18 protein-coding genes are annotated in these 16,979 nt (G+C 72.5%); 4 read left to right on the forward strand and 14 right to left on the reverse strand.

Annotated features, from left to right (window positions below; all coding sequences use genetic code 11):
- Window positions 1–10: 10 nt before the first annotated feature.
- Both A8713_RS05435 and A8713_RS05440 read right to left on the reverse strand, forming a co-directional pair.
- Window positions 11–748 (reverse strand): methionine ABC transporter permease, encoded by a 738-nt coding sequence (locus A8713_RS05435; protein ID WP_064531741.1) that lies wholly within the window; start codon window positions 746–748, stop codon window positions 11–13.
- Entirely contained in the window at window positions 745–1,779 is a 1,035-nt protein-coding gene (locus A8713_RS05440; RefSeq protein ID WP_064531742.1) for a methionine ABC transporter ATP-binding protein, read from the reverse strand. Before A8713_RS05440 ends, A8713_RS05435 begins: the two co-directional genes overlap by 4 nt.
- Before the next feature lie 587 nt (window positions 1,780–2,366).
- Here A8713_RS05440 and A8713_RS05445 point away from each other — a divergent pair.
- Together A8713_RS05445 and A8713_RS05450 are read left to right on the forward strand one after the other, a co-directional pair.
- Window positions 2,367–2,726: a hypothetical protein gene (locus A8713_RS05445; protein ID WP_026252937.1), complete on the forward strand. Its 360-nt coding sequence runs from the start codon at window positions 2,367–2,369 to the stop codon at window positions 2,724–2,726.
- Between the two features lies 1 nt (window position 2,727).
- Window positions 2,728–3,186: a hypothetical protein gene (locus A8713_RS05450; protein WP_064531744.1), complete on the forward strand. Its 459-nt coding sequence runs from the start codon at window positions 2,728–2,730 to the stop codon at window positions 3,184–3,186.
- Between the two features lie 40 nt (window positions 3,187–3,226).
- Here A8713_RS05450 and A8713_RS05455 read toward each other — a convergent pair whose 3' ends face one another.
- From A8713_RS05455 to A8713_RS05465, 3 genes are all read right to left on the reverse strand, one after another.
- A complete protein-coding gene (locus tag A8713_RS05455) occupies window positions 3,227–3,724 on the reverse strand; it encodes a GNAT family N-acetyltransferase (RefSeq protein WP_064531746.1) in 498 nt (165 codons plus the stop codon).
- A 45-nt stretch (window positions 3,725–3,769) separates the two neighbouring features.
- Window positions 3,770–4,276 (reverse strand): RNA polymerase sigma factor, encoded by a 507-nt coding sequence (locus A8713_RS05460; protein ID WP_064531748.1) that lies wholly within the window; start codon window positions 4,274–4,276, stop codon window positions 3,770–3,772.
- Window positions 4,277–4,351: 75 nt separating this feature from the next.
- Window positions 4,352–5,590, reverse strand: coding sequence for a glycerophosphodiester phosphodiesterase (locus tag A8713_RS05465; RefSeq protein ID WP_064531750.1), 1,239 nt, complete (start codon window positions 5,588–5,590; stop codon window positions 4,352–4,354).
- Window positions 5,591–5,877: 287 nt separating this feature from the next.
- Here A8713_RS05465 and A8713_RS05470 point away from each other — a divergent pair, with 287 nt between their 5' ends.
- Window positions 5,878–6,549, forward strand: coding sequence for a lysophospholipid acyltransferase family protein (locus A8713_RS05470; protein ID WP_064531753.1), 672 nt, complete (start codon window positions 5,878–5,880; stop codon window positions 6,547–6,549).
- Window positions 6,550–6,674: 125 nt separating this feature from the next.
- Here the strand turns inward: A8713_RS05470 and A8713_RS05475 are convergent, their stop codons facing one another.
- From A8713_RS05475 to argH, 4 genes are all read right to left on the reverse strand, one after another.
- Complete coding sequence (locus A8713_RS05475; protein WP_064531754.1) at window positions 6,675–8,186, reverse strand: MFS transporter; 1,512 nt, start codon at window positions 8,184–8,186, stop codon at window positions 6,675–6,677.
- Window positions 8,183–8,749, reverse strand: coding sequence for a TetR/AcrR family transcriptional regulator (locus A8713_RS05480; protein WP_237305307.1), 567 nt, complete (start codon window positions 8,747–8,749; stop codon window positions 8,183–8,185). The genes A8713_RS05475 and A8713_RS05480 overlap by 4 nt, the downstream gene beginning before the upstream one ends.
- A gap of 132 nt (window positions 8,750–8,881) precedes the next feature.
- A complete protein-coding gene (locus A8713_RS05485; protein WP_064531758.1) occupies window positions 8,882–9,853 on the reverse strand; it encodes an aldo/keto reductase in 972 nt (323 codons plus the stop codon).
- A gap of 72 nt (window positions 9,854–9,925) precedes the next feature.
- Window positions 9,926–11,353 carry an argininosuccinate lyase gene (gene argH / locus A8713_RS05490; RefSeq protein ID WP_064531760.1) on the reverse strand — a complete coding sequence of 476 codons (1,428 nt, stop codon included), beginning with the start codon at window positions 11,351–11,353 and terminating at the stop codon, window positions 9,926–9,928.
- Between the two features lie 172 nt (window positions 11,354–11,525).
- Here argH and A8713_RS05495 point away from each other — a divergent pair, with 172 nt between their 5' ends.
- Window positions 11,526–12,122, forward strand: a complete 597-nt coding sequence (locus tag A8713_RS05495; RefSeq protein ID WP_064531762.1) for a pyridoxamine 5'-phosphate oxidase family protein — start codon at window positions 11,526–11,528, stop codon at window positions 12,120–12,122.
- A gap of 13 nt (window positions 12,123–12,135) precedes the next feature.
- Here the strand turns inward: A8713_RS05495 and A8713_RS05500 are convergent, their stop codons facing one another.
- From A8713_RS05500 to argC, 5 genes are read right to left on the reverse strand one after another with little or no spacing between them, the layout of a single operon-like run.
- A complete protein-coding gene (locus A8713_RS05500; RefSeq protein WP_018570281.1) occupies window positions 12,136–12,687 on the reverse strand; it encodes an arginine repressor in 552 nt (183 codons plus the stop codon).
- 19 nt (window positions 12,688–12,706) lie between these two features.
- Window positions 12,707–13,891 carry an acetylornithine transaminase gene (locus tag A8713_RS05505; RefSeq protein WP_064531763.1) on the reverse strand — a complete coding sequence of 395 codons (1,185 nt, stop codon included), beginning with the start codon at window positions 13,889–13,891 and terminating at the stop codon, window positions 12,707–12,709.
- A complete protein-coding gene (argB, locus tag A8713_RS05510) occupies window positions 13,888–14,790 on the reverse strand; it encodes an acetylglutamate kinase (RefSeq protein ID WP_064531765.1) in 903 nt (300 codons plus the stop codon). Before argB ends, A8713_RS05505 begins: the two co-directional genes overlap by 4 nt.
- Window positions 14,787–15,938: a bifunctional glutamate N-acetyltransferase/amino-acid acetyltransferase ArgJ gene (argJ, locus tag A8713_RS05515; RefSeq protein WP_064531767.1), complete on the reverse strand. Its 1,152-nt coding sequence runs from the start codon at window positions 15,936–15,938 to the stop codon at window positions 14,787–14,789. The genes argB and argJ overlap by 4 nt, the downstream gene beginning before the upstream one ends.
- On the reverse strand, window positions 15,935–16,963 hold the full coding sequence (argC, locus tag A8713_RS05520; protein WP_064531769.1) for an N-acetyl-gamma-glutamyl-phosphate reductase: 1,029 nt from the start codon (window positions 16,961–16,963) through the stop codon (window positions 15,935–15,937). Before argC ends, argJ begins: the two co-directional genes overlap by 4 nt.
- Between the last annotated feature and the right edge of the window lie 16 nt (window positions 16,964–16,979).

Below are 16,979 nucleotides of genomic sequence, written 5' to 3' on the forward strand. Positions count from 1 at the left end.
CGGCTGCGGGTCAGGCCGCTTTGCTCACGTCGGCCGTCGAGGAGCCGCCGGAGCGCAGCAGCCGCAGCCGGGGCGCCGGTCCGGAACGGCCGCCGCGCCGGTGCAGAAAGCGGGCGGCGAAGTCGCCGGCGAACTGGATGAGCGAGATGACCACGGCGAGGATGCCGACGGTGATCCACATCAGCTGGGTCTCGAAGCGCTGGTAGCCGTAGCGGATGGCGATGTCGCCGAGGCCGCCGGCGCCGACCGTGCCGGCCATCGCGGTGTAGCCGATGAGGGCGACGACCGTGGTCGTGGTACCGGAGATCAGGGACGGCAGCGACTCGGGCACGAGGACCTTGCGCACGACCGTCCAGGTGTTGCCGCCCATGGACTGCACGGCCTCGACGAGTCCGCCGTCCACCTCGCGCACGGAGGTCTCCACCAGCCGGGCGAAGAACGGGATGGCGCCGATGGCCAGCGGCACGATGGCGGCGTCGCGGCCGATGGTGGTCCCGGTGATCCAGCGGGTGAAGTCCAGCAGGGCGACGATGAGGATGATGAACGGCATCGAGCGGGCGACGTTCACCACCTGGCCGATCACCTTGTTGGCGAGGAGGTTCTGGAGCAGGCCGCCCCGGTCGGTGAGGACCAGCAGGACGCCGAGCGGGAGGCCGCCGACGACGGCGATCAGCGTGGACCAGCCGACCATGTAGAGCGTGTCCCAACACGCCTGGGTCAGCAGCGGGTGCATCTCGGACCAGGTCATCGGACGCCTTCCTTCACCAGCGGGTCGGCCTGGCCGACGACGTCGATCTGGAGGCCCTGCTCGCGCAGGAAGCCGACCGGTACGACGTTGTCCTCGTAGCGGCCCGGCAGTTCGATGCGCATCCGGCCGACCTGGAGACCGCCGACGGTGTCGATGGCGGCGCCGAGGATCGATATGTCGATGTTGTAGGTACGGGACAGCTGGGAGACGACCGGCTGGGTGGCGGCCTCGCCGTGGAAGGTGACGTCCAGGACGGTGCGCTCCTCGCCGGTGGCCTCGCCGCCCACCGGGAACAGCGCGGCGGCGAGCCGGGAGCCGGGGGTGGCGAGCAGTTCGCTCACGGTGCCGGACTCGACGACGCGGCCCCGCTCCATCAGCGCGGCGGAGTCGCAGACCGACTTCACGACGTCCATCTCGTGGGTGATCAGCAGGACGGTCAGGCCGAGCTGCTGGTTCAGGTCGCGCAGCAGCTGGAGGATGGAGCGGGTGGTCTCCGGGTCGAGCGCGCTGGTGGCCTCGTCGGAGAGCAGCACCTTGGGGTCGCCGGCCAGGGCGCGGGCGATGCCGACGCGCTGCTTCTGGCCGCCGGAGAGCTGGGCGGGGTAGGCCCCGGCCTTGTCGGCGAGGCCGACCAGGTCGAGCAGTTCGAGCGCCCGGCGGGTGCGGTCCTTGCCGGACCTGCCGAGGATCTCCAGGGGCAGTTCGACGTTGTCCCGCACGGTGCGCGAGGACAGCAGGTTGAAGTGCTGGAAGACCATGCCGATCCGGCTGCGCGCCCGGCGCAGCTCCTTGCCGGCCCGCGGTCCGCGGCCGGCGAGGGCGGTGAGGTCCTGCCCCGCGACGGTGACCGTGCCGGAGGTGGGCCGCTCCAGCAGGTTGACGCAGCGGATCAGCGAGGACTTGCCGGCGCCGGACTGGCCGATGACGCCGTACACCTCGCCTTCGCGGACGTGCAGGTCGACGCCGTCGAGGGCGGTGACCTCGCGTCCGCGTGAGCGGTAGACCTTGGTGAGGCCCGATGTGGTGATCACGAGTGTTTCCGTCACTGTCGAGTGCGCGGCGCGTCGTTGGCGCCGGGCACGGCGTTCATGGTCGGGTGCGGCCGGAACGCGGCACTTGCCCCGCTTCGGGCGGGGGAAACGTGCGCACGGGGGCGCGGGCTCGGCCGTCCGCGCCCGGGGCGGGCGGGGACAGGAGCGGGCGCTCGCTTCGGGGCGCGAGGCTCAGGTGGTGCAGGGGCCCTCTAGAAGGCGCACATTCGACGCGCGGGACACATACAACGAGCACCGGGCGTCATCGTCGCCTCGGTCGCAGGGATGCGGCAGCTCGTCGTGGTCATGCGATCAGTAAACCAGACCGACGCTGCCGACACGGCACCCCGGTCCGCATCGTGGACGTTCATGGACGCCCCGCGGCGGCGACCGGATCGGGCCCGGCGCACGCCTGTGACCAGCGGGGACAGGCCCGGCCGGGGATGAAGCGGGACGGCGTGCGGGCCGGTGCGCCCGGTGGGCTGTGGCCAATGCCACGGCCGCGCGGGCGAGGCGCAGGAACCGGCCCGGGGCGGGGGCGCCGGGGCGGGCGCGGTGGGGTCTTCGCCCCGTAATAGGGTCACAGCATGCTTGCTGCCCTGACGCTGGTGACCGGCGTCGCCGCGTTGCTGCTCGCCGCCTGGTGCGGCTGGGCCGCCCACCGTGACCAGCCGACGAAGGACTGGCACTTCATCGGCATGGCCGTGGTCACGCTGCTGGCCCTGGTCCAGCTGGTGATCGGGATCGTGGCGCTGGCGCGGGGCGAGAAGCCGGACCAGGGGACGACGATCTTCGTGGCGTATCTGCTGGGCGCCTTCGCCTGCGTCCCGGCGGCCGGGTTCATGTCGCTGACGGAGCGCACCCGCTGGGGTTCGGTGACGGTGGCGGCCGGCGGTGTGGTCCTCGCCGTCCTGGAAGTACGGCTCTACGACATCTGGGGAGGCTGAGATGAGCACCGCCGAGGAGAAGCGGACCGGGCAGCAGCGGACCGGGCTCGCGCGGGCCCGGCTGATCAGCGGGCCGGGCATCCTGCTCGTCTGGCTGTACGGCGTGATGGTCGTCGGCGCGGTGTCCCGCTCCGCCTACCAGATCGCGACCGACTTCGGCCGGGCGCCGCTGGCGTACTCACTGTCGGCGGTGGCGGGCCTGGTCTACGGCTTCATCACGTACTCGCTGGTGCGCGGCGGCGAGAAGGCCCGCACGGCGGCGCTGGCGTGCTGCGCCGCCGAACTGGTGGGCGTACTGACCGTCGGGACCTGGACGCTGGCCGAACCGTCCGCGTTCCCGGACGCGACCGTGTGGTCCGACTACGGCGCCGGATACCTCTTCATCCCGGTGCTGCTCCCGCTGTCGGCCCTGTACTGGCTGCGCAAGGCCCGCAGGCAGGAGCGGGCGGCCACCGCCTGAACCGCCGGCGCCGCCCCGTCCCGGGCGGCCAGGATCTGTCCTAGGCGGTCGCCACGTAGGTGCCGGCCGCCTTCTCCAGGCGGATCATCGGGACGCCGTCGGGGGCGTCGAAGGCACCCACCGTGCGGTAGCCGACGCGCCGGTACAGCCGCAGGTTGCCCTCGCTGCGGCGGCCGGTGTGCAGCCGGAACCGGGTGACCTGGCGCTCCTCGGCCAGCGCCGCCTCGACCGCGCCGAGCAGCCGGGCGCCGATGCCGTGCCCCTGGAGGCGGGGGTGGACGCAGAGCTTGCCGATGTCGGCGGCGCCGTCCTCGGTCACCCGCCCGCGCACCGAGCCGACCACCTCGTCGCCGAGACGGGCCACGAAGACGCACTCGGCGGCGACCTCGTGGCGCAGCGCGTCCAGGGTCTCGACGAGCGGGTCGATGCGGTAGTTGCCGTACAGCGCCGCCTCGCTCTGGAAGCACAGGTACTGGAGCTTCAAGATCTGCTCCGCGTCCTGCTCGGCCGCCTCCGAGATGGTCACGCTCATGCCCATGTGCGCACGCCTCCCGCTCACCTGATCACCTGTCGTCCCCCACTCCTATCCCCGGGCTTGTCGCGCCGCAACCTCCGGTGCCAGCAAACGCCGCAGACATCCCAGACATCTGGAACGTTCCGGTCCCAGACTGCCCTGTGAGATACCCAACTCCCCCGCGATCTCCCGGTAGGTGAGGTCCCGCGGGGACAGCAGCGCCTCCAGCAGCCGGGGGCAGCGGCCGGGCAGCCGGCGCACCGCCTCGCGCAGGGCGCGCTCCCGCGCGGCGGCCAGCGCCATGGGTTCGGGGCCGCGCTCGCTGTCGTCGGCGGGCTCCGGGCCGTACGGCCGCTCGATGCTGACGGTGCGTCGCGTCCTGCGCGCCTCGGAGCGGACCGCGCGGCGCAGCCAGCCCCCGGGGTCGCGTGGCGGCCCGTCCGCCTCCAGATGCTCCAGCAGCCTGAGCCAGACCGCCTGTTCCAGGTCGCCGGGTTCCGTACCGGCGGCATGTGCCTCCGCCGATGCCTCGGCGACGAGCAGGGGACGCAGGGCGGCGAGCAGGTCGTCTGTCATATGCGGCACGACGCGGCCGCCCCGGCGGCGGGTTGCCGGGACGGCCTGCGTTCACACCGACGAGGGCGGGGCGGCTCAGCGGTTGACGGACCGTCCGGCCAGGAAGTCCTCGCGGGCGAGGAGGCCGGTGTCCGCGTTGTCGGTGAAGATGCCGTCGATACCGGTCGCGAAGTACGCCTGGAACAGTCCGAAGGAGTCGCCGTAGGCGTCCTTGGCGGTGCCCTTGCGGAACTTCGGCGGCAGGAACGGGTTCTCGTTGCGCATGGTGTAGGGGTGCAGGACCAGGCCCACGGCGTGCGCGTCGCGCACCAGCGTGCTGGGCCGGCCGAGGTTGCCGTCGGCCTCCTTGGGGATGATCAGGTCCACGGTCGGGCCGATGCCCTGCGCGTAGCCGGCGATCTCCCGCAGGCCCTTGGGGGTGATGAGGTCGGCGACCGTGCGCGGGTCGCCCGCCTCGACGAAGTCGTACGGGCGGCTGCCCGCGTCCGACAGCAGCACGGCCAGCGGGTTGTCGACGAGCCGGTTGAGCCGCTGGATGCTGGTCGGCTCGAAGGACTGGAGGATGACCGGCGAGTTCCGGCCGTCCTTGCCGTACTTGCGCAGCAGCTTCGCCACCCGCTCCTCCAGGCCGAGGCCCAGCTTGCGGAAGTAGGTGGGGTGCTTGGTCTCGGGGTAGATCCACACCTGCCGGCCGCGGCGCCGGGTCTGCTCGTCCTGCCACTTCAGGACCTCTTCGAAGGTGGGGATCTCCCAGCGCCCGTTGTAGAGGGTGTTGTGCGGGCGGTTGGCCGGGATGCGCTCGACCGCGCGCAGCCGCTTCAGCTCGGCGAGGGTGAAGTCCTCGGTGAACCAGCCGGTGGTGGGCACCCCGTCGAGCACCTTGGTGGTCTTCCGGCCGGCGAACTCCGGGTGGTCGGCGACGTCCGTGGTGCCGCCGATCTCCGGCTCGTGCCGGCACACGAGGTGGCCGTCGCGGGTGGGCACCAGGTCGCCGGCCTCGACGACATGGGCGCCGAGGTCGAGGGCGAGCTCGTAGGAGCCGAAGGTGTGCTCGGGCCGGTAGCCGCTGGCGCCCCGGTGGCCGATGACCGTGGGCACGGGCAGGCTCTTCAGGCCGCCCCGGTGGCCGGCCGGCCGCGCGGCCGCGCCCCGCTCCGGTCCGCCCTGCGCGGCGCTCGCCGTGCCCGGCATGCCGAGGACCGCTCCGCCGGCGCCGAGCACCGCCGCGCCGAGCAGCGCCCGGCGCCCGGCCCCGCCCGTGCGCTCGCCGGACTCGCGCGTGTCCGCCTGCCGTTCCGGCTGCTGCCTGCCCATGAACCGCCTCCTGGTCTCGTCCCGTCGGTGCGCGCCGATCGTAGGGGGGAGGGGGTGACGGACGGGAGACGCCGAGCGGAACACGCGGGTGACGCGGGATGACACCCCGTAACCTCGGTCACACCGCCGTACGCCGTTCACCGCGTCGCAACACGACTCCCGCGCAGGTGAACGCACGTCAACAGTGGGTAAGAGGTGGTGCGCCCGATGTGCATTCCGGGCCGTGCCGCGAGTATCGTCCTCACCTGCACAGACACATACCGCATCCCTTGGCACCGGAGGGCCCGTTGTCCCGCTTCGCGTTCATCAAGGCAGTGCTCGGTCCGATCATGCGCCTGATGTTCCGCATGCGAGTGGAGGGCGCGGAGCGCATTCCCGGCGACGGTCCGGTCATCCTGGCGGGCAACCACCTGACGTTCATCGACTCGATGATCCTGCCGGTCGTCTGCGACCGGCAGGTCTTCTTCATCGGCAAGGACGAGTACGTCACGGGCAAGGGGTTCAAGGGCCGGCTGATGGCCTGGTTCTTCACCGGTGTCGGCATGATCCCGGTCGACCGCGACGGCGGCCGGGGCGGGGTGGCCGCGCTGATGACCGGCCGCCGGGTGCTGGAGGAGCAGAAGATCTTCGGCATCTACCCCGAGGGCACGCGCTCCCCCGACGGGCGGCTGTACCGGGGGCGCACCGGTATCGCGCGGCTGACGCTGATGACCGGGGCGCCCGTCGTGCCGTTCGCCATGATCGGCACCGACAAGCTCCAGCCGGGCGGCACGGGGCTGCCCCGGCCGGGCAAGGTCACCGTGCGCTTCGGTGAGCCGATGGAGTTCTCCCGCTACGAGGGCATGGACCGTGACCGGTATGTGCTGCGGGCGGTGACGGACTCGGTGATGACCGAGGTCATGCGGTTGTCGGGGCAGGAGTACGTGGACATGTACGCCACCAAGGCGAAGGCGGCGTGAGCCTTCGGCGATCGGGCGGGTGGGCGCCGTAGGGGGTGCGGTTCGCCGCCGGGTGCGGGTGTGTGGGGGTTGTTCGCGCCGTTCCCCGCGCCCCTTTCGGGGCGCGCCGCTCCTCGTCGGAGTGGTCAGAGTTTCTGGTTCTTCAGGAGGAACCACGCTGCCGCCGCGGCTGTCAGCAGGACGGCCGCGCCCGCGCCCGAGGCCAGGTGGAGGCCGTGGACGAAGGAGTCGCGGGCCGCGGACAGCAGGGCCTCGGCGGTGGGGGCGGGCAGGCCGGCCGCCGCCTCCACGGCGCCGCCCAGCGACTCGTGGGCCTGCGGGGGTGTGCCCGCCGGGCCGGTGAAGCCGCGGTAGGCGGCGGTCACGATGGAGCCGAGCAGGGCGATGCCCAGGGCCGCGCCGAGTTCGTACGCCGTCTCCGAGACCGCCGAGGCGGCGCCCGCCTGGTCCTTGGGCACGCTGGAGAGGATCACGTCGGCGGTCACGGTGAAGGAGAGTCCGGCGCCGACGCCGACCACCAGCAGTGCCGCGCCCAGCAGCGGATAGCCGGTCGCGCCGCTGAGCGTGGTCAGCGCGGCCAGGGACAGGCCGACGGCGGCCAGTCCGCCGGAGACCACCGCCCGCACCGAGAAGCGCCGGGCCGCGGTGCCCGCCACCAGACCGGCCGCCACCGCGCCGACGGCGGCCGGCAGCTCGGCCAGGCCCGCCTCGAACGGCCGCCTGCCCTGGACCAGTTGCAGATACTGGGAGAGGAAGAAGACCAGCCCGGACATGCCGAGGACGGTCAGCAGGTCGGCGAGGACGGCACCGCTGAAGCCGCGGCTGCGGAACAGCCGCATGTCCAGCAGCGGCACGGGCATCGTGAGCTGGCGGCGGACGAAGCCGTACAGCCCGGCCACGCCGAGCAGGCCCGCGCCGAGGACCGGCCAGGTGAACCCGTGCGCCGCGGCCTCCTTGACCGCGTACACGGTGGCGATCATGCCGACCAGTGACAGCATGACGCTGGCCAGGTCCCAGGGGCCCGGGTCCGGGTTGCGGGACTCGGGCAGCAGCCGGATGCCGACCAACACCAGCACGGCCATCACCGGCAGATTGATCAGGAAGACCGAGCCCCACCAGAAGTGTTCGAGCAGGAACCCGCCGACGATGGGACCCACGGCCATGCCCGCCGAGGCGGCCGCGCCCCAGATGCCGACCGCGAGGCTGCGCTCGCGCGGGTCGTGGAAGAGGTTGCGGATCAGGGCGAGCGTGGCCGGCATCAGGGTGGCACCGGCGACACCGAGCAGCGCCCGTGCCAGGATCATCAGTTCCGGCGAGGTCGCGTAGGCGTTGAGCACGGAGATCAGGCCGAAGGCGACGGCGCCGCAGAGCAGGATGCGCTTGCGTCCGATGCGGTCGCCGAGGCTGCCCATGGAGACGAGCAGACCGGCGATGACGAACGAGTAGACGTCGCCTATCCACAGCAGCTGGGTGCCGGAGGGCTTGAGGTCCTCACTGATGTACGGGGTCGCGAGACCGAGGACGGTCGCGTCGACGGCCACCAGCAGCACGGCCAGGACGAGGACGCCGAGCGCGAGCCAGCGGCCCGGTCGCTTCTCCGTCTCCGTCGTGCGGGCCGGCCGCAGGGTGCTGGTCATGGTTCCTCTCTCCGTGGTGCGTCCGCGCGCAGTGCGCCGCCGAGCAGCAGCTCGACCGTCATGTACGTGAAGTCCTTGGGGGCCACGCGGCCCTCGGTCACCGCCCAGGCGGCGGAGGCCAGCAGGCCGAACAGTGCCTCGGTGAGCCAGGCCGGGGTGAGGTCGATGCGGAACTCCCCGCTGTCCTGGCCGCGCCGGAACAGGGTCTCGATCCGCTCGTCGATCCGGGCCCAGCCCGCGTTCACCTCCCCGCCCTCGAACAGCTGGTTCTCGGTGTAGAGGAAGGCCAGCAGGCCGGCCGCGGGCTCGATCGCGCGGACCAGCCGGTGCACCGCGTCCCGCGCGGGCCCCTCGTCCGGGCGGGCCGCGTCCAGCGCGGCCTCGCACTCCTGGATGCCGAGCGCCTCCAGTGCCCGTACGAGCGCGTCACGTCCGGCGAAGTGCCGGTGCAGCGTGGCGCGGCTGATGCCGGCGGCCCTGGCGACCTCGTCCATCGTCGCGGTGGACTTACGGGTCAGCAGGGCCGCGGCACTGCGCAGCACGTGGTCACGATCGACAGCCATGAGACAACCATACACCGAATGAGACATTCATGTCTCATGAGCGGCATGCGCGTCTCAGTGGTCCGGGCCGGGCGCGGCGCAGGACGTGGGGCGTGAGACGTGGTGCGCGGGACGTGAGAGGACCGTGGGAGATCAGTGCCAGGGGAGCTGGCCGCGCTGCCGCCAGTACGCCTGCGGCTCCTCGGCCAGGGCGTCGAGGCGGGCCGCCTGCTCGTCGTCCAGGTCGACGGCCGGGGCGTGCAGATTGGAGACGAGCTGGTCGACGGTGGCGGCGCCGGAGAGCACCACGCCCGCCCAGGGGCGGCGCAGGATCAGGGCGAGGGCGACCGCGTCGCAGCCGTAACCGGTGCTCCGGGCCACCTCGCGCAGGGCCTCGGGCGCGTCGGGGCCGGCCAGCCGGCCGTTCGCCATGCCCTCCTTGACGATCACGGCGAGCCCCGCGTCGTGCGCCTCGGCGAGGGCGGGCCCGGCGGAGGTCTCCAGGGCGTTGTACGTCGACTGGACGGTGCGGAACAGCGGCTCGCCGTCCACGGTCACGGCGAGGGCGGCCCGGATCGCGTCGGCCTGGGCGGGGCCGCTGGTGGAGAAGCCGACGGTCAGCCCCGAGGCGGCGGACTCGGCGAGCCGGGCGTGCAGTTCCTTGTCGGTCAGGGCGGGGCTGTCCGGGGTCACCGAGTGGATCTGGTAGAGGTCGAGCCGGTCGCCGAGCAGCGCGGCGCTCTCGGCGCGCTGGCGCGCGTAGGTGGCCGCGCCGTGGTCCTTGACCTCGTGCTGTGCGGCGTCGGTGCGCCAGTCGGCCGTGTAGGTGTAGCCCCACTTGCTGCCGACAACGACGTCGTCGATCTCCGGGCGAGCGCGCAGCCAGTCGGCGAGGAACTCCTCGGAGCGGCCGTAGGAGCGGGCGGCGTCCAGATAGCGCACACCCTGGGCGTAGGCGGCGTCCAGCAGTTCGTGCGTACGGGCGCGCAGGGCGTCCACGGAGCGGTCGGCTCCGAGGTCGCGGTCCCGGCCCAGGTTGATGTATCCGGGGCGCCCCACGGCGGCCAGGCCCAGGCCGAGGTGGCAGGTGGGGGTGGTGGCTGCGGCCAGTCGCGCGAAGGGCATCGCGGGCTCCGTTCGGGTCGGCTCCGTACTGCGGACCAACGTACCCGCGATGCCCTCCCGGGCACGTACCGGCTACTTCCTGGCGTCCGCCCAGGCGTGCTGGGCGGCCACGTCGGCCTTGATCTCGGCGAGCTGGACCGCGACCGCGCTCGGGGCGGTGCCGCCGCGGCCGTCGCGGGAGGCGAGGGCGCCGGGCACGTCGAGGACCGTGCGCACCTCGGGGGTGAGATGGGCGGAGATCTTGGCGAACTGCTCGTCGGTCAGCTCGTCCAGCTCCTTGCCCTCGGCCTCGGCGGCCTTCACGCACTCGCCGGCGACCTCGTGCGCCACCCGGAACGGCACGCCCTGCTTGACCAGCCACTCCGCGATGTCGGTGGCCAGCGAGAAGCCGGCCGGGGCCAGCTCCTCCATGCGCTCGCGGTGGACAGTGAGGGTGGCCATCATGCCGGTGAAGGCGGGCAGCAGGACCTCCAGCTGGTCGCAGGAGTCGAAGACGGGCTCCTTGTCCTCCTGGAGGTCGCGGTTGTAGGCGAGCGGCAGGGCCTTGAGGGTGGCCATGAGCCCGGTCAGGTTGCCGATGAGGCGGCCGGACTTGCCGCGCGCCAGCTCCGCGATGTCGGGGTTCTTCTTCTGCGGCATGATCGAGGAGCCGGTGGAGAACGCGTCGTGCAGCGTGACGAAGGAGAACTCCTTCGTGTTCCAGATGATGATCTCCTCGGCGATGCGGGAGAGGTTCACGCCGATCATGGCGGTGACGAAGGCGAACTCGGCGGCGAAGTCGCGCGAGGCGGTGCCGTCGATGGAGTTGGCCGCGCTGCCGTGCTCGAAGCCGAGGTCGCGGGCGACCGCCTCGGGGTCCAGGCCGAGGGAGGAGCCGGCCAGGGCGCCCGAGCCGTACGGCGACACGGCGGTCCGCTCGTCCCACTGGCGCAGCCGCTCGGCGTCCCGGGACAGGGACTGCGCGTGGGCGAGCACATGGTGGGCGAAGAGGACCGGCTGGGCGTGCTGGAGGTGGGTGCGGCCGGGCATCGCCACGTCCGGGTGGGCCTCGGCCAGGCCGATCAGCGCGTCCTGGAGGTCGGCGACCAGGCCGCCGATGATCCGGGCGTGGTCGCGCAGGTACATGCGGAAGAGGGTGGCGACCTGGTCGTTGCGGGAGCGGCCGGCGCGCAGCTTGCCGCCGAGGTCGGGGCCGAGGCGCTCCAGGAGGCCGCGCTCCAGGGCGGTGTGGACGTCCTCGTCGGCGACGGTGCCGGTGAAGGAGCCGTCCGCGACGTCGGCCTCCAGCCGGTCGAGTCCGGCGGTCATCCGGGTCAGCTCGTCCTCGGTGAGCAGGCCCGCCCGGTGCAGCACGCGCGCGTGGGCGCGCGAACCGGCGATGTCGTAGGGCGCGAGCCGCCAGTCGAAGTGGACGGACGCGGACAGTTTCGCCAGGGCCTCGGCGGGTCCGTCGGCGAACCGGCCGCCCCAGAGCCGTACGTCACCGCTGTTGCTGCTCACTTGCGCTGCTCCTAAGGAGAGGGTGGGTGTACGAGCCGTACTCGGTATGCATGAGTATGCAGATCCATGCATGGCTAGTCAATCGAGGCAGGCCGGTCCGGCGGGGGCCGGGGCGTTCCGGAGCCCTCAATTCCTTAGACAGTCGAAAGAGTTGCCCGGATAATGGGTGGACATGGGAAAGACGTATGAGCGCATCGACGGCAGGCTGCGCACCTTCATCGAGGAGCAGCCCCTCTTCTTCACGGCGACCGCACCGCTCTCCGGCGACGGCACGGTCAACCTCTCCCCCAAGGGCCTCAAGGGCTCCCTCGCGGTGCTCGACGGGCACACCGTGGCCTATCTGGACTTCGCCGGGTCCAACGCGGAGACCGTCGCGCACCTGCGCGAGAACGGCCGCATCACCCTGATGTGGTGCGCCTTCCAGGGGCCGCCCAACATCGTGCGGGTGCACGGCAGGGGCGAGCCCGTCTTCCGCGACGATCCGCGCTTCACGGACCTGCTCGCCCGCTTCCCCGGCATCGACCCGGCGTCGCACGGTCTGCGCGCGATCGTCGTCGTGCACGCCGCGCTGATCCGGGACACCTGCGGCTACGCGGTGCCCTTCATGACCTACGACGAGGACCGCGACCTGCACCGCAGGCGGTTCGCCCGCGAGGACGACGAGTCGCTGGACGCGTACTTCACCAAGAAGGAGCACATCGCCACCAGCCTGGACGGGCTGCCGGGGCTCCCGCTGCCGCTGCCGCCCACGCCCGCGCAGGCGGGCTGAGCGGCACCGGCGGTCAGTGGCCGTTCTGGGCCAGGCGCAGCAGATGGTCGGCGAGCGCCTGGCCGCCGGTCGGGTCACGGCTGATCAGCATCAGGGTGTCGTCGCCCGCGATGGTGCCCAGGATGTCCTGGAGCTCGGCCTGGTCGATCGCGGAGGCCAGGAACTGGGCCGCGCCCGGCGGGGTGCGCAGGACCACGAGGTTCGCCGACGCCTCCGCCGAGATCAGCAGCTCCTGGGAGAGCCGCCGCATCCGCTCCTCCTTGGCGGACTCGCCCAGCGGCGCGCGCGGGGTGCGGAAGCCGCCCTCGCTGGGGACCGCGTAGATGAGGTCGCCCTCGTTGTTGCGGATCTTCACCGCGTTCAGCTCGTCCAGGTCGCGGGAGAGCGTCGCCTGGGTGACGCTCAGCCCGTCGTCCGCCAGCAGCTTCGCCAACTGGCTCTGCGAGCGCACCGGTTGCCGGTTGAGGATGTCCACGATCCGGCGGTGGCGTGCGGTGCGGGTCTGCGGCAGGGCGGGCCCGGCGCCCGACGCGTCGGTGTGCCCGTGGTCCTGTGCCTGACTCATCGTCGTCCCATTCTCCGGATCATGCGTCCCCGTCGGTGGTGTCCAGGATGCCGGGCAGCGCCCGCAGGAACGCGTCCACGTCGTCGTCGCCGAGGTTCAGCGGCGGCATCAGCCGGACGACGTCGGGTGCGGGCGCGTTCACGAGGAAGCCGGCCTCCTGGGCCGCCTGCTGCGCCCGCGGCGCGTACGGCCCGGTGAGCACGATACCCAGGAGCAGGCCCGCGCCCCTGACGTGGTCGACGAGCGGGTGGCCGAGGGACTCGACGCCCTCGCGCAGCCGTTCGCTCTGCCGCTTGACGTTGTCCAGCAGCCCTTCGCCGGCGATGGTGTCCAGGACGGCGAGTCCGGCGGCGCAGGCCACCGGGTTGCCGCCGAAGGTGGTGCCGTGCTGGCCCGGCTGGAGCAGCTCGGCGGCCCGGCCGAAGGCGACGGTCGCGCCGAGCGGCAGCCCGCCGCCCAGCCCCTTGGCGAGGGTGACGACGTCCGGCAGGACGCCCTCGTGGGCCTGGTACTCGAACCAGTGCCCGGTGCGGCCGACGCCGGTCTGCACCTCGTCCAGGACGAGCAGCGCGCCGGTGGCGGCGGTGATGGCGCGGGCCGCCTTCAGATAGCCGGGGGGCGGGACGACCACGCCGTTCTCGCCCTGGACCGGCTCGATGATCACCAGCGCGGTGTCCTCGGTGACCGCGGCGGCCAGCGCCTGCGCGTCGCCGTAGGGCACATGGGTGACGTCGCCGGGCAGCGGCAGGAAGGGCTCCTGCTTGCCGGGCTGGCCGGTCAGCGCCAGGGCGCCCATGGTGCGGCCGTGGAAACCGCCCTCGGTGGCGACCATGCCGGTGCGCCCGGTGAGCCGGCCGATCTTGAAGGCGCCCTCGTTGGCCTCGGCGCCGGAGTTGCAGAAGAACACCTTGCCGTCGCGGCCGAAGTGCTGGAGGAGCCGTTCGGCGAGGGCGACGGGCGGCTCGGCGACGAACAGGTTGGAGACATGGCCGAGCGAGGCGATCTGCCGGCTCACGGCCTCGACGACCGCCGGGTGGGCGTGGCCGAGCGCGTTGACGGCGATGCCGCCGACGAAGTCCACGTACTCCTTGCCGTCGGCATCCCACAGCCGGGTGCCCGCGCCGCGGACCAGGGGCAGGCGCGGCGTGCCGTAGTTGTTCATCAGCGCGCCCTGCCAGCGGGCGGTCAGTTCCGCGTTGCTCACGACTTCCCCTCTTCGTCCGGCACGACCATCGTGCCGATGCCCTCGTCGGTGAAGATCTCCAGCAGGATCGAGTGCTGGACCCGGCCGTCGATGACGCGGGCGGTGTTCACCCCGCCCCGCACGGCGTGCAGACAGCCCCGCATCTTCGGCACCATGCCGGCGGACAGGTCGGGCAGCAGCTTCTCCAGCTGGCTCGCGGTGAGCCGGCTGATCACCTCGTCGGAGTCCGGCCAGTCCTCGTAGAGGCCCTCGACGTCGGTGAGGACCATGAGGGTCTCGGCGCCCAGTGCCGCAGCGAGTGCCGCAGCCGCCGTATCAGCATTGACGTTGTAGACATGTCCGTCGTCCTCGGAGCGGGCGATCGAGGAGACGACCGGGATGCGGCCGTCGGCGAGCAGGGCCTCGATCGCGCCGGTGTCGATGGCGGTGATCTCCCCGACCCGTCCGATGTCGACCGGTTCGCCGTCGATCTCGGGGACGTGCCGGGTGGCGGTGATGGTGTGCGCGTCCTCGCCGGTGAGGCCGACGGCGAGCGGACCGTGCTGGTTGAGCAGGCCGACCAGCTCGCGCTGGACCTGCCCGGCCAGCACCATCCGTACGACGTCCATGGCCTCCTCGCTGGTGACGCGCAGGCCCGCCTTGAACTCGCTGACGATGCCGTGCCGGTCCAGGGCCGCGCTGATCTGCGGGCCGCCGCCGTGCACGACGACCGGCTTGAGGCCGGCGTGCCGCAGGAACACCACGTCCTGGGCGAACGCCGCCTTCAGCTCCTCGTCGACCATCGCGTTGCCGCCGAACTTGATGACCACCGTCCTGCCGTGGTGGCGGGTCAGCCAGGGCAGCGCCTCGATGAGGATCTTCGCCTTCGGCAGGGCCGTGTGCCTGCGGGTCGTGGTCATGAGGAGTACGCGCTGTTCTCGTGGACGTAGTCCGCGGTGAGGTCGTTGGTCCAGATGGTGGCGGTCTCGGTGCCCGCCGCGAGGTCGGCGACGATGTGCACCTCGCGGTAGCGCATGTCGACCTTGTCGCGGTCCTCGCCCACGCCGCCGTTCTTGCACACCCACACGCCGTTGATGGCGACATTGAGCCGGTCGGGCTCGAAGGCGGCCCTGGTGGTGCCGATCGCGGACAGGACGCGGCCCCAGTTGGGGTCCTCGCCGTGCAGGGCGCACTTGAGGAGGTTGTTGCGGGCGATGGAGCGGCCCACCTCGACGGCGTCCTCCTCGGTGGCGGCGCCCACCACCTCGACCTGGATGTCCTTGCTGGCGCCCTCGGCGTCCCCGATGAGCTGGCGGCCGAGATCGGCGCAGACGGCGCGCACGGCGTCGGCGAAGTCGTCCTCGGCCGGGGTGAGCCCGGAGGCACCCGAGGCGAGCAGCAGCACGGTGTCGTTGGTGGACATGCAGCCGTCGGAGTCGACCCGGTCGAAGGTGACCTTGGTGGCCGCGCGCAGCGCCCGGTCCAGGGCGGCGCTGTCCAGGTCGGCGTCGGTGGTGAGGACGACGAGCATGGTGGCGAGGCCCGGCGCGAGCATGCCCGCGCCCTTCGCCATGCCGCCCACCGTCCAGCCCTCGCGGGAGACCACGGACGTCTTGTGCACCGTGTCGGTGGTCTTGATGGCGATGGCGGCCTTCTCGCCACCGTGCTCGCTCAGCGCCGCGGCCGCGGTCGCGACGCCCGGCAGCAGCTTGTCCATCGGCAGCAGCACACCGATCAGACCGGTGGAGCAGACGGCGACCTCGCCGGCGCCGACACCGAGCACCTCGGCGGCCTTCTCGGCGGTGGCATGGGTGTCCTGGAAGCCCTTGGGGCCCGTACAGGCGTTGGCGCCGCCGGAGTTGAGGACCACCGCGGAGAGCCGGCCGGACTTCAGGACCTGCTCGGACCACAGCACCGGGGCGGCCTTGACGCGGTTGGCGGTGAAGACGCCCGCGGCGGCGCGGCGCGGCCCGGTGTTGACCACGAGGGCCAGGTCCGGGTTGCCGTTCTCCTTGATCCCGGCGGCGATGCCCGCCGCCTGGAATCCCTTGGCTGCCGTGACGCTCACGGTGCGACTCCGATCGTGGAAAGTCCGGTGGTCTCATCAAGCCCGAGGGCGATGTTCATGCTCTGCACCGCGCCGCCCGCGGTGCCCTTGGTCAGGTTGTCCAGGGCGCTGATCGCGATGACGCGGTGCGCGGTGGGGTCGTACGCCACCTGGATCTGCACCGCGTTGGAGCCGTGGACCGCGCCGGTGGCGGGCCACTGCCCCTCGGGCAGGAGGTGGACGAAGGGCTCGTCGGCGTACGCCTTCTCGTAGGCGGCGCGCACCGGCTCGGCGCCGACGCCCTCCCGGGCCTTCGCGCTGCACGTGGCGAGGATGCCGCGGGGCATCGGGGCGAGGGTCGGGGTGAAGGAGACCGTGACCGGCTCGCCCGCCGCCGCGCCGAGGTTCTGCATCATCTCGGGGGTGTGCCGGTGGCCGCCGCCGACGCCGTAGGGGGACATGGAGCCCATGACCTCGGAGCCGAGCAGGCGCGCCTTGGGGGCCTTGCCCGCGCCGGAGGTGCCGGAGGCGGCGACGACCACGGCCTCGTTCTCCACGAGTCCGGCCGCGTAGGCGGGGACCAGGGCGAGGGAGGCGGCGGTGGGGTAGCAACCGGGCACCGCGATGCGCTTGGCCCCCTCCAGCGCGGCGCGGCCACCGGGGAGTTCGGGGAGGCCGTAGGGCCAGGTGCCGGCGTGCGCGGAGCCGTAGAAGCGCTCCCAGTCGGCCGGGTCCTTCAGCCGGAAGTCGGCGCCCATGTCGATGACGAGGACGTCCGGGCCGAGCTGCTCGGCGACGGCAGCGGACTGGCCGTGCGGCAGGGCGAGGAAGACGACGTCATGGCCGGACAGTGCCTCGGGCGTGGTGGGCGCGAGCACCCGGTCGGCCAGCGGCAGCAGGTGCGGCTGGAGCGCGCCGAGCCGTTGGCCCGCGTTGGAGTTGCCGGTCAGGGCACCGATCTCGACCCCGGGGTGCGCGAGCAGCAGACGCAGCGCTTCTCCGCCCGCGTATCCACTCGCTCCGGCGATCGCCACACGTACAGCCATGAGCCCTCCTCCTCGA

The organism is Streptomyces sp. SAT1, assembly GCF_001654495.1.
GTDB lineage: Bacteria > Actinomycetota > Actinomycetes > Streptomycetales > Streptomycetaceae > Streptomyces > Streptomyces andamanensis.

Excerpts from the sequence above, each read along its gene's own strand:
- A8713_RS05435 (WP_064531741.1), bottom strand. The coding sequence starts at position 748 with ATGACCTGGTCCGAGATGCACCCGCTGCTGACCCAGGCGTGTTGGGAC.
- A8713_RS05445 (WP_026252937.1), top strand. The coding sequence starts at position 2,367 with ATGCTTGCTGCCCTGACGCTGGTGACCGGCGTCGCCGCGTTGCTGCTC.
- A8713_RS05450 (WP_064531744.1), top strand. The coding sequence starts at position 2,728 with ATGAGCACCGCCGAGGAGAAGCGGACCGGGCAGCAGCGGACCGGGCTC.
- A8713_RS05455 (WP_064531746.1), bottom strand. The coding sequence starts at position 3,724 with ATGGGCATGAGCGTGACCATCTCGGAGGCGGCCGAGCAGGACGCGGAG.
- A8713_RS05460 (WP_064531748.1), bottom strand. The coding sequence starts at position 4,276 with ATGACAGACGACCTGCTCGCCGCCCTGCGTCCCCTGCTCGTCGCCGAG.
- A8713_RS05465 (WP_064531750.1), bottom strand. The coding sequence starts at position 5,590 with ATGGGCAGGCAGCAGCCGGAACGGCAGGCGGACACGCGCGAGTCCGGC.
- A8713_RS05475 (WP_064531754.1), bottom strand. The coding sequence starts at position 8,186 with ATGACCAGCACCCTGCGGCCGGCCCGCACGACGGAGACGGAGAAGCGA.
- A8713_RS05480 (WP_237305307.1), bottom strand. The coding sequence starts at position 8,749 with ATGGCTGTCGATCGTGACCACGTGCTGCGCAGTGCCGCGGCCCTGCTG.
- A8713_RS05485 (WP_064531758.1), bottom strand. The coding sequence starts at position 9,853 with ATGCCCTTCGCGCGACTGGCCGCAGCCACCACCCCCACCTGCCACCTC.
- A8713_RS05495 (WP_064531762.1), top strand. The coding sequence starts at position 11,526 with ATGGGAAAGACGTATGAGCGCATCGACGGCAGGCTGCGCACCTTCATC.
- A8713_RS05500 (WP_018570281.1), bottom strand. The coding sequence starts at position 12,687 with ATGAGTCAGGCACAGGACCACGGGCACACCGACGCGTCGGGCGCCGGG.
- argB (WP_064531765.1), bottom strand. The coding sequence starts at position 14,790 with ATGACCACGACCCGCAGGCACACGGCCCTGCCGAAGGCGAAGATCCTC.
- argC (WP_064531769.1), bottom strand. The coding sequence starts at position 16,963 with ATGGCTGTACGTGTGGCGATCGCCGGAGCGAGTGGATACGCGGGCGGA.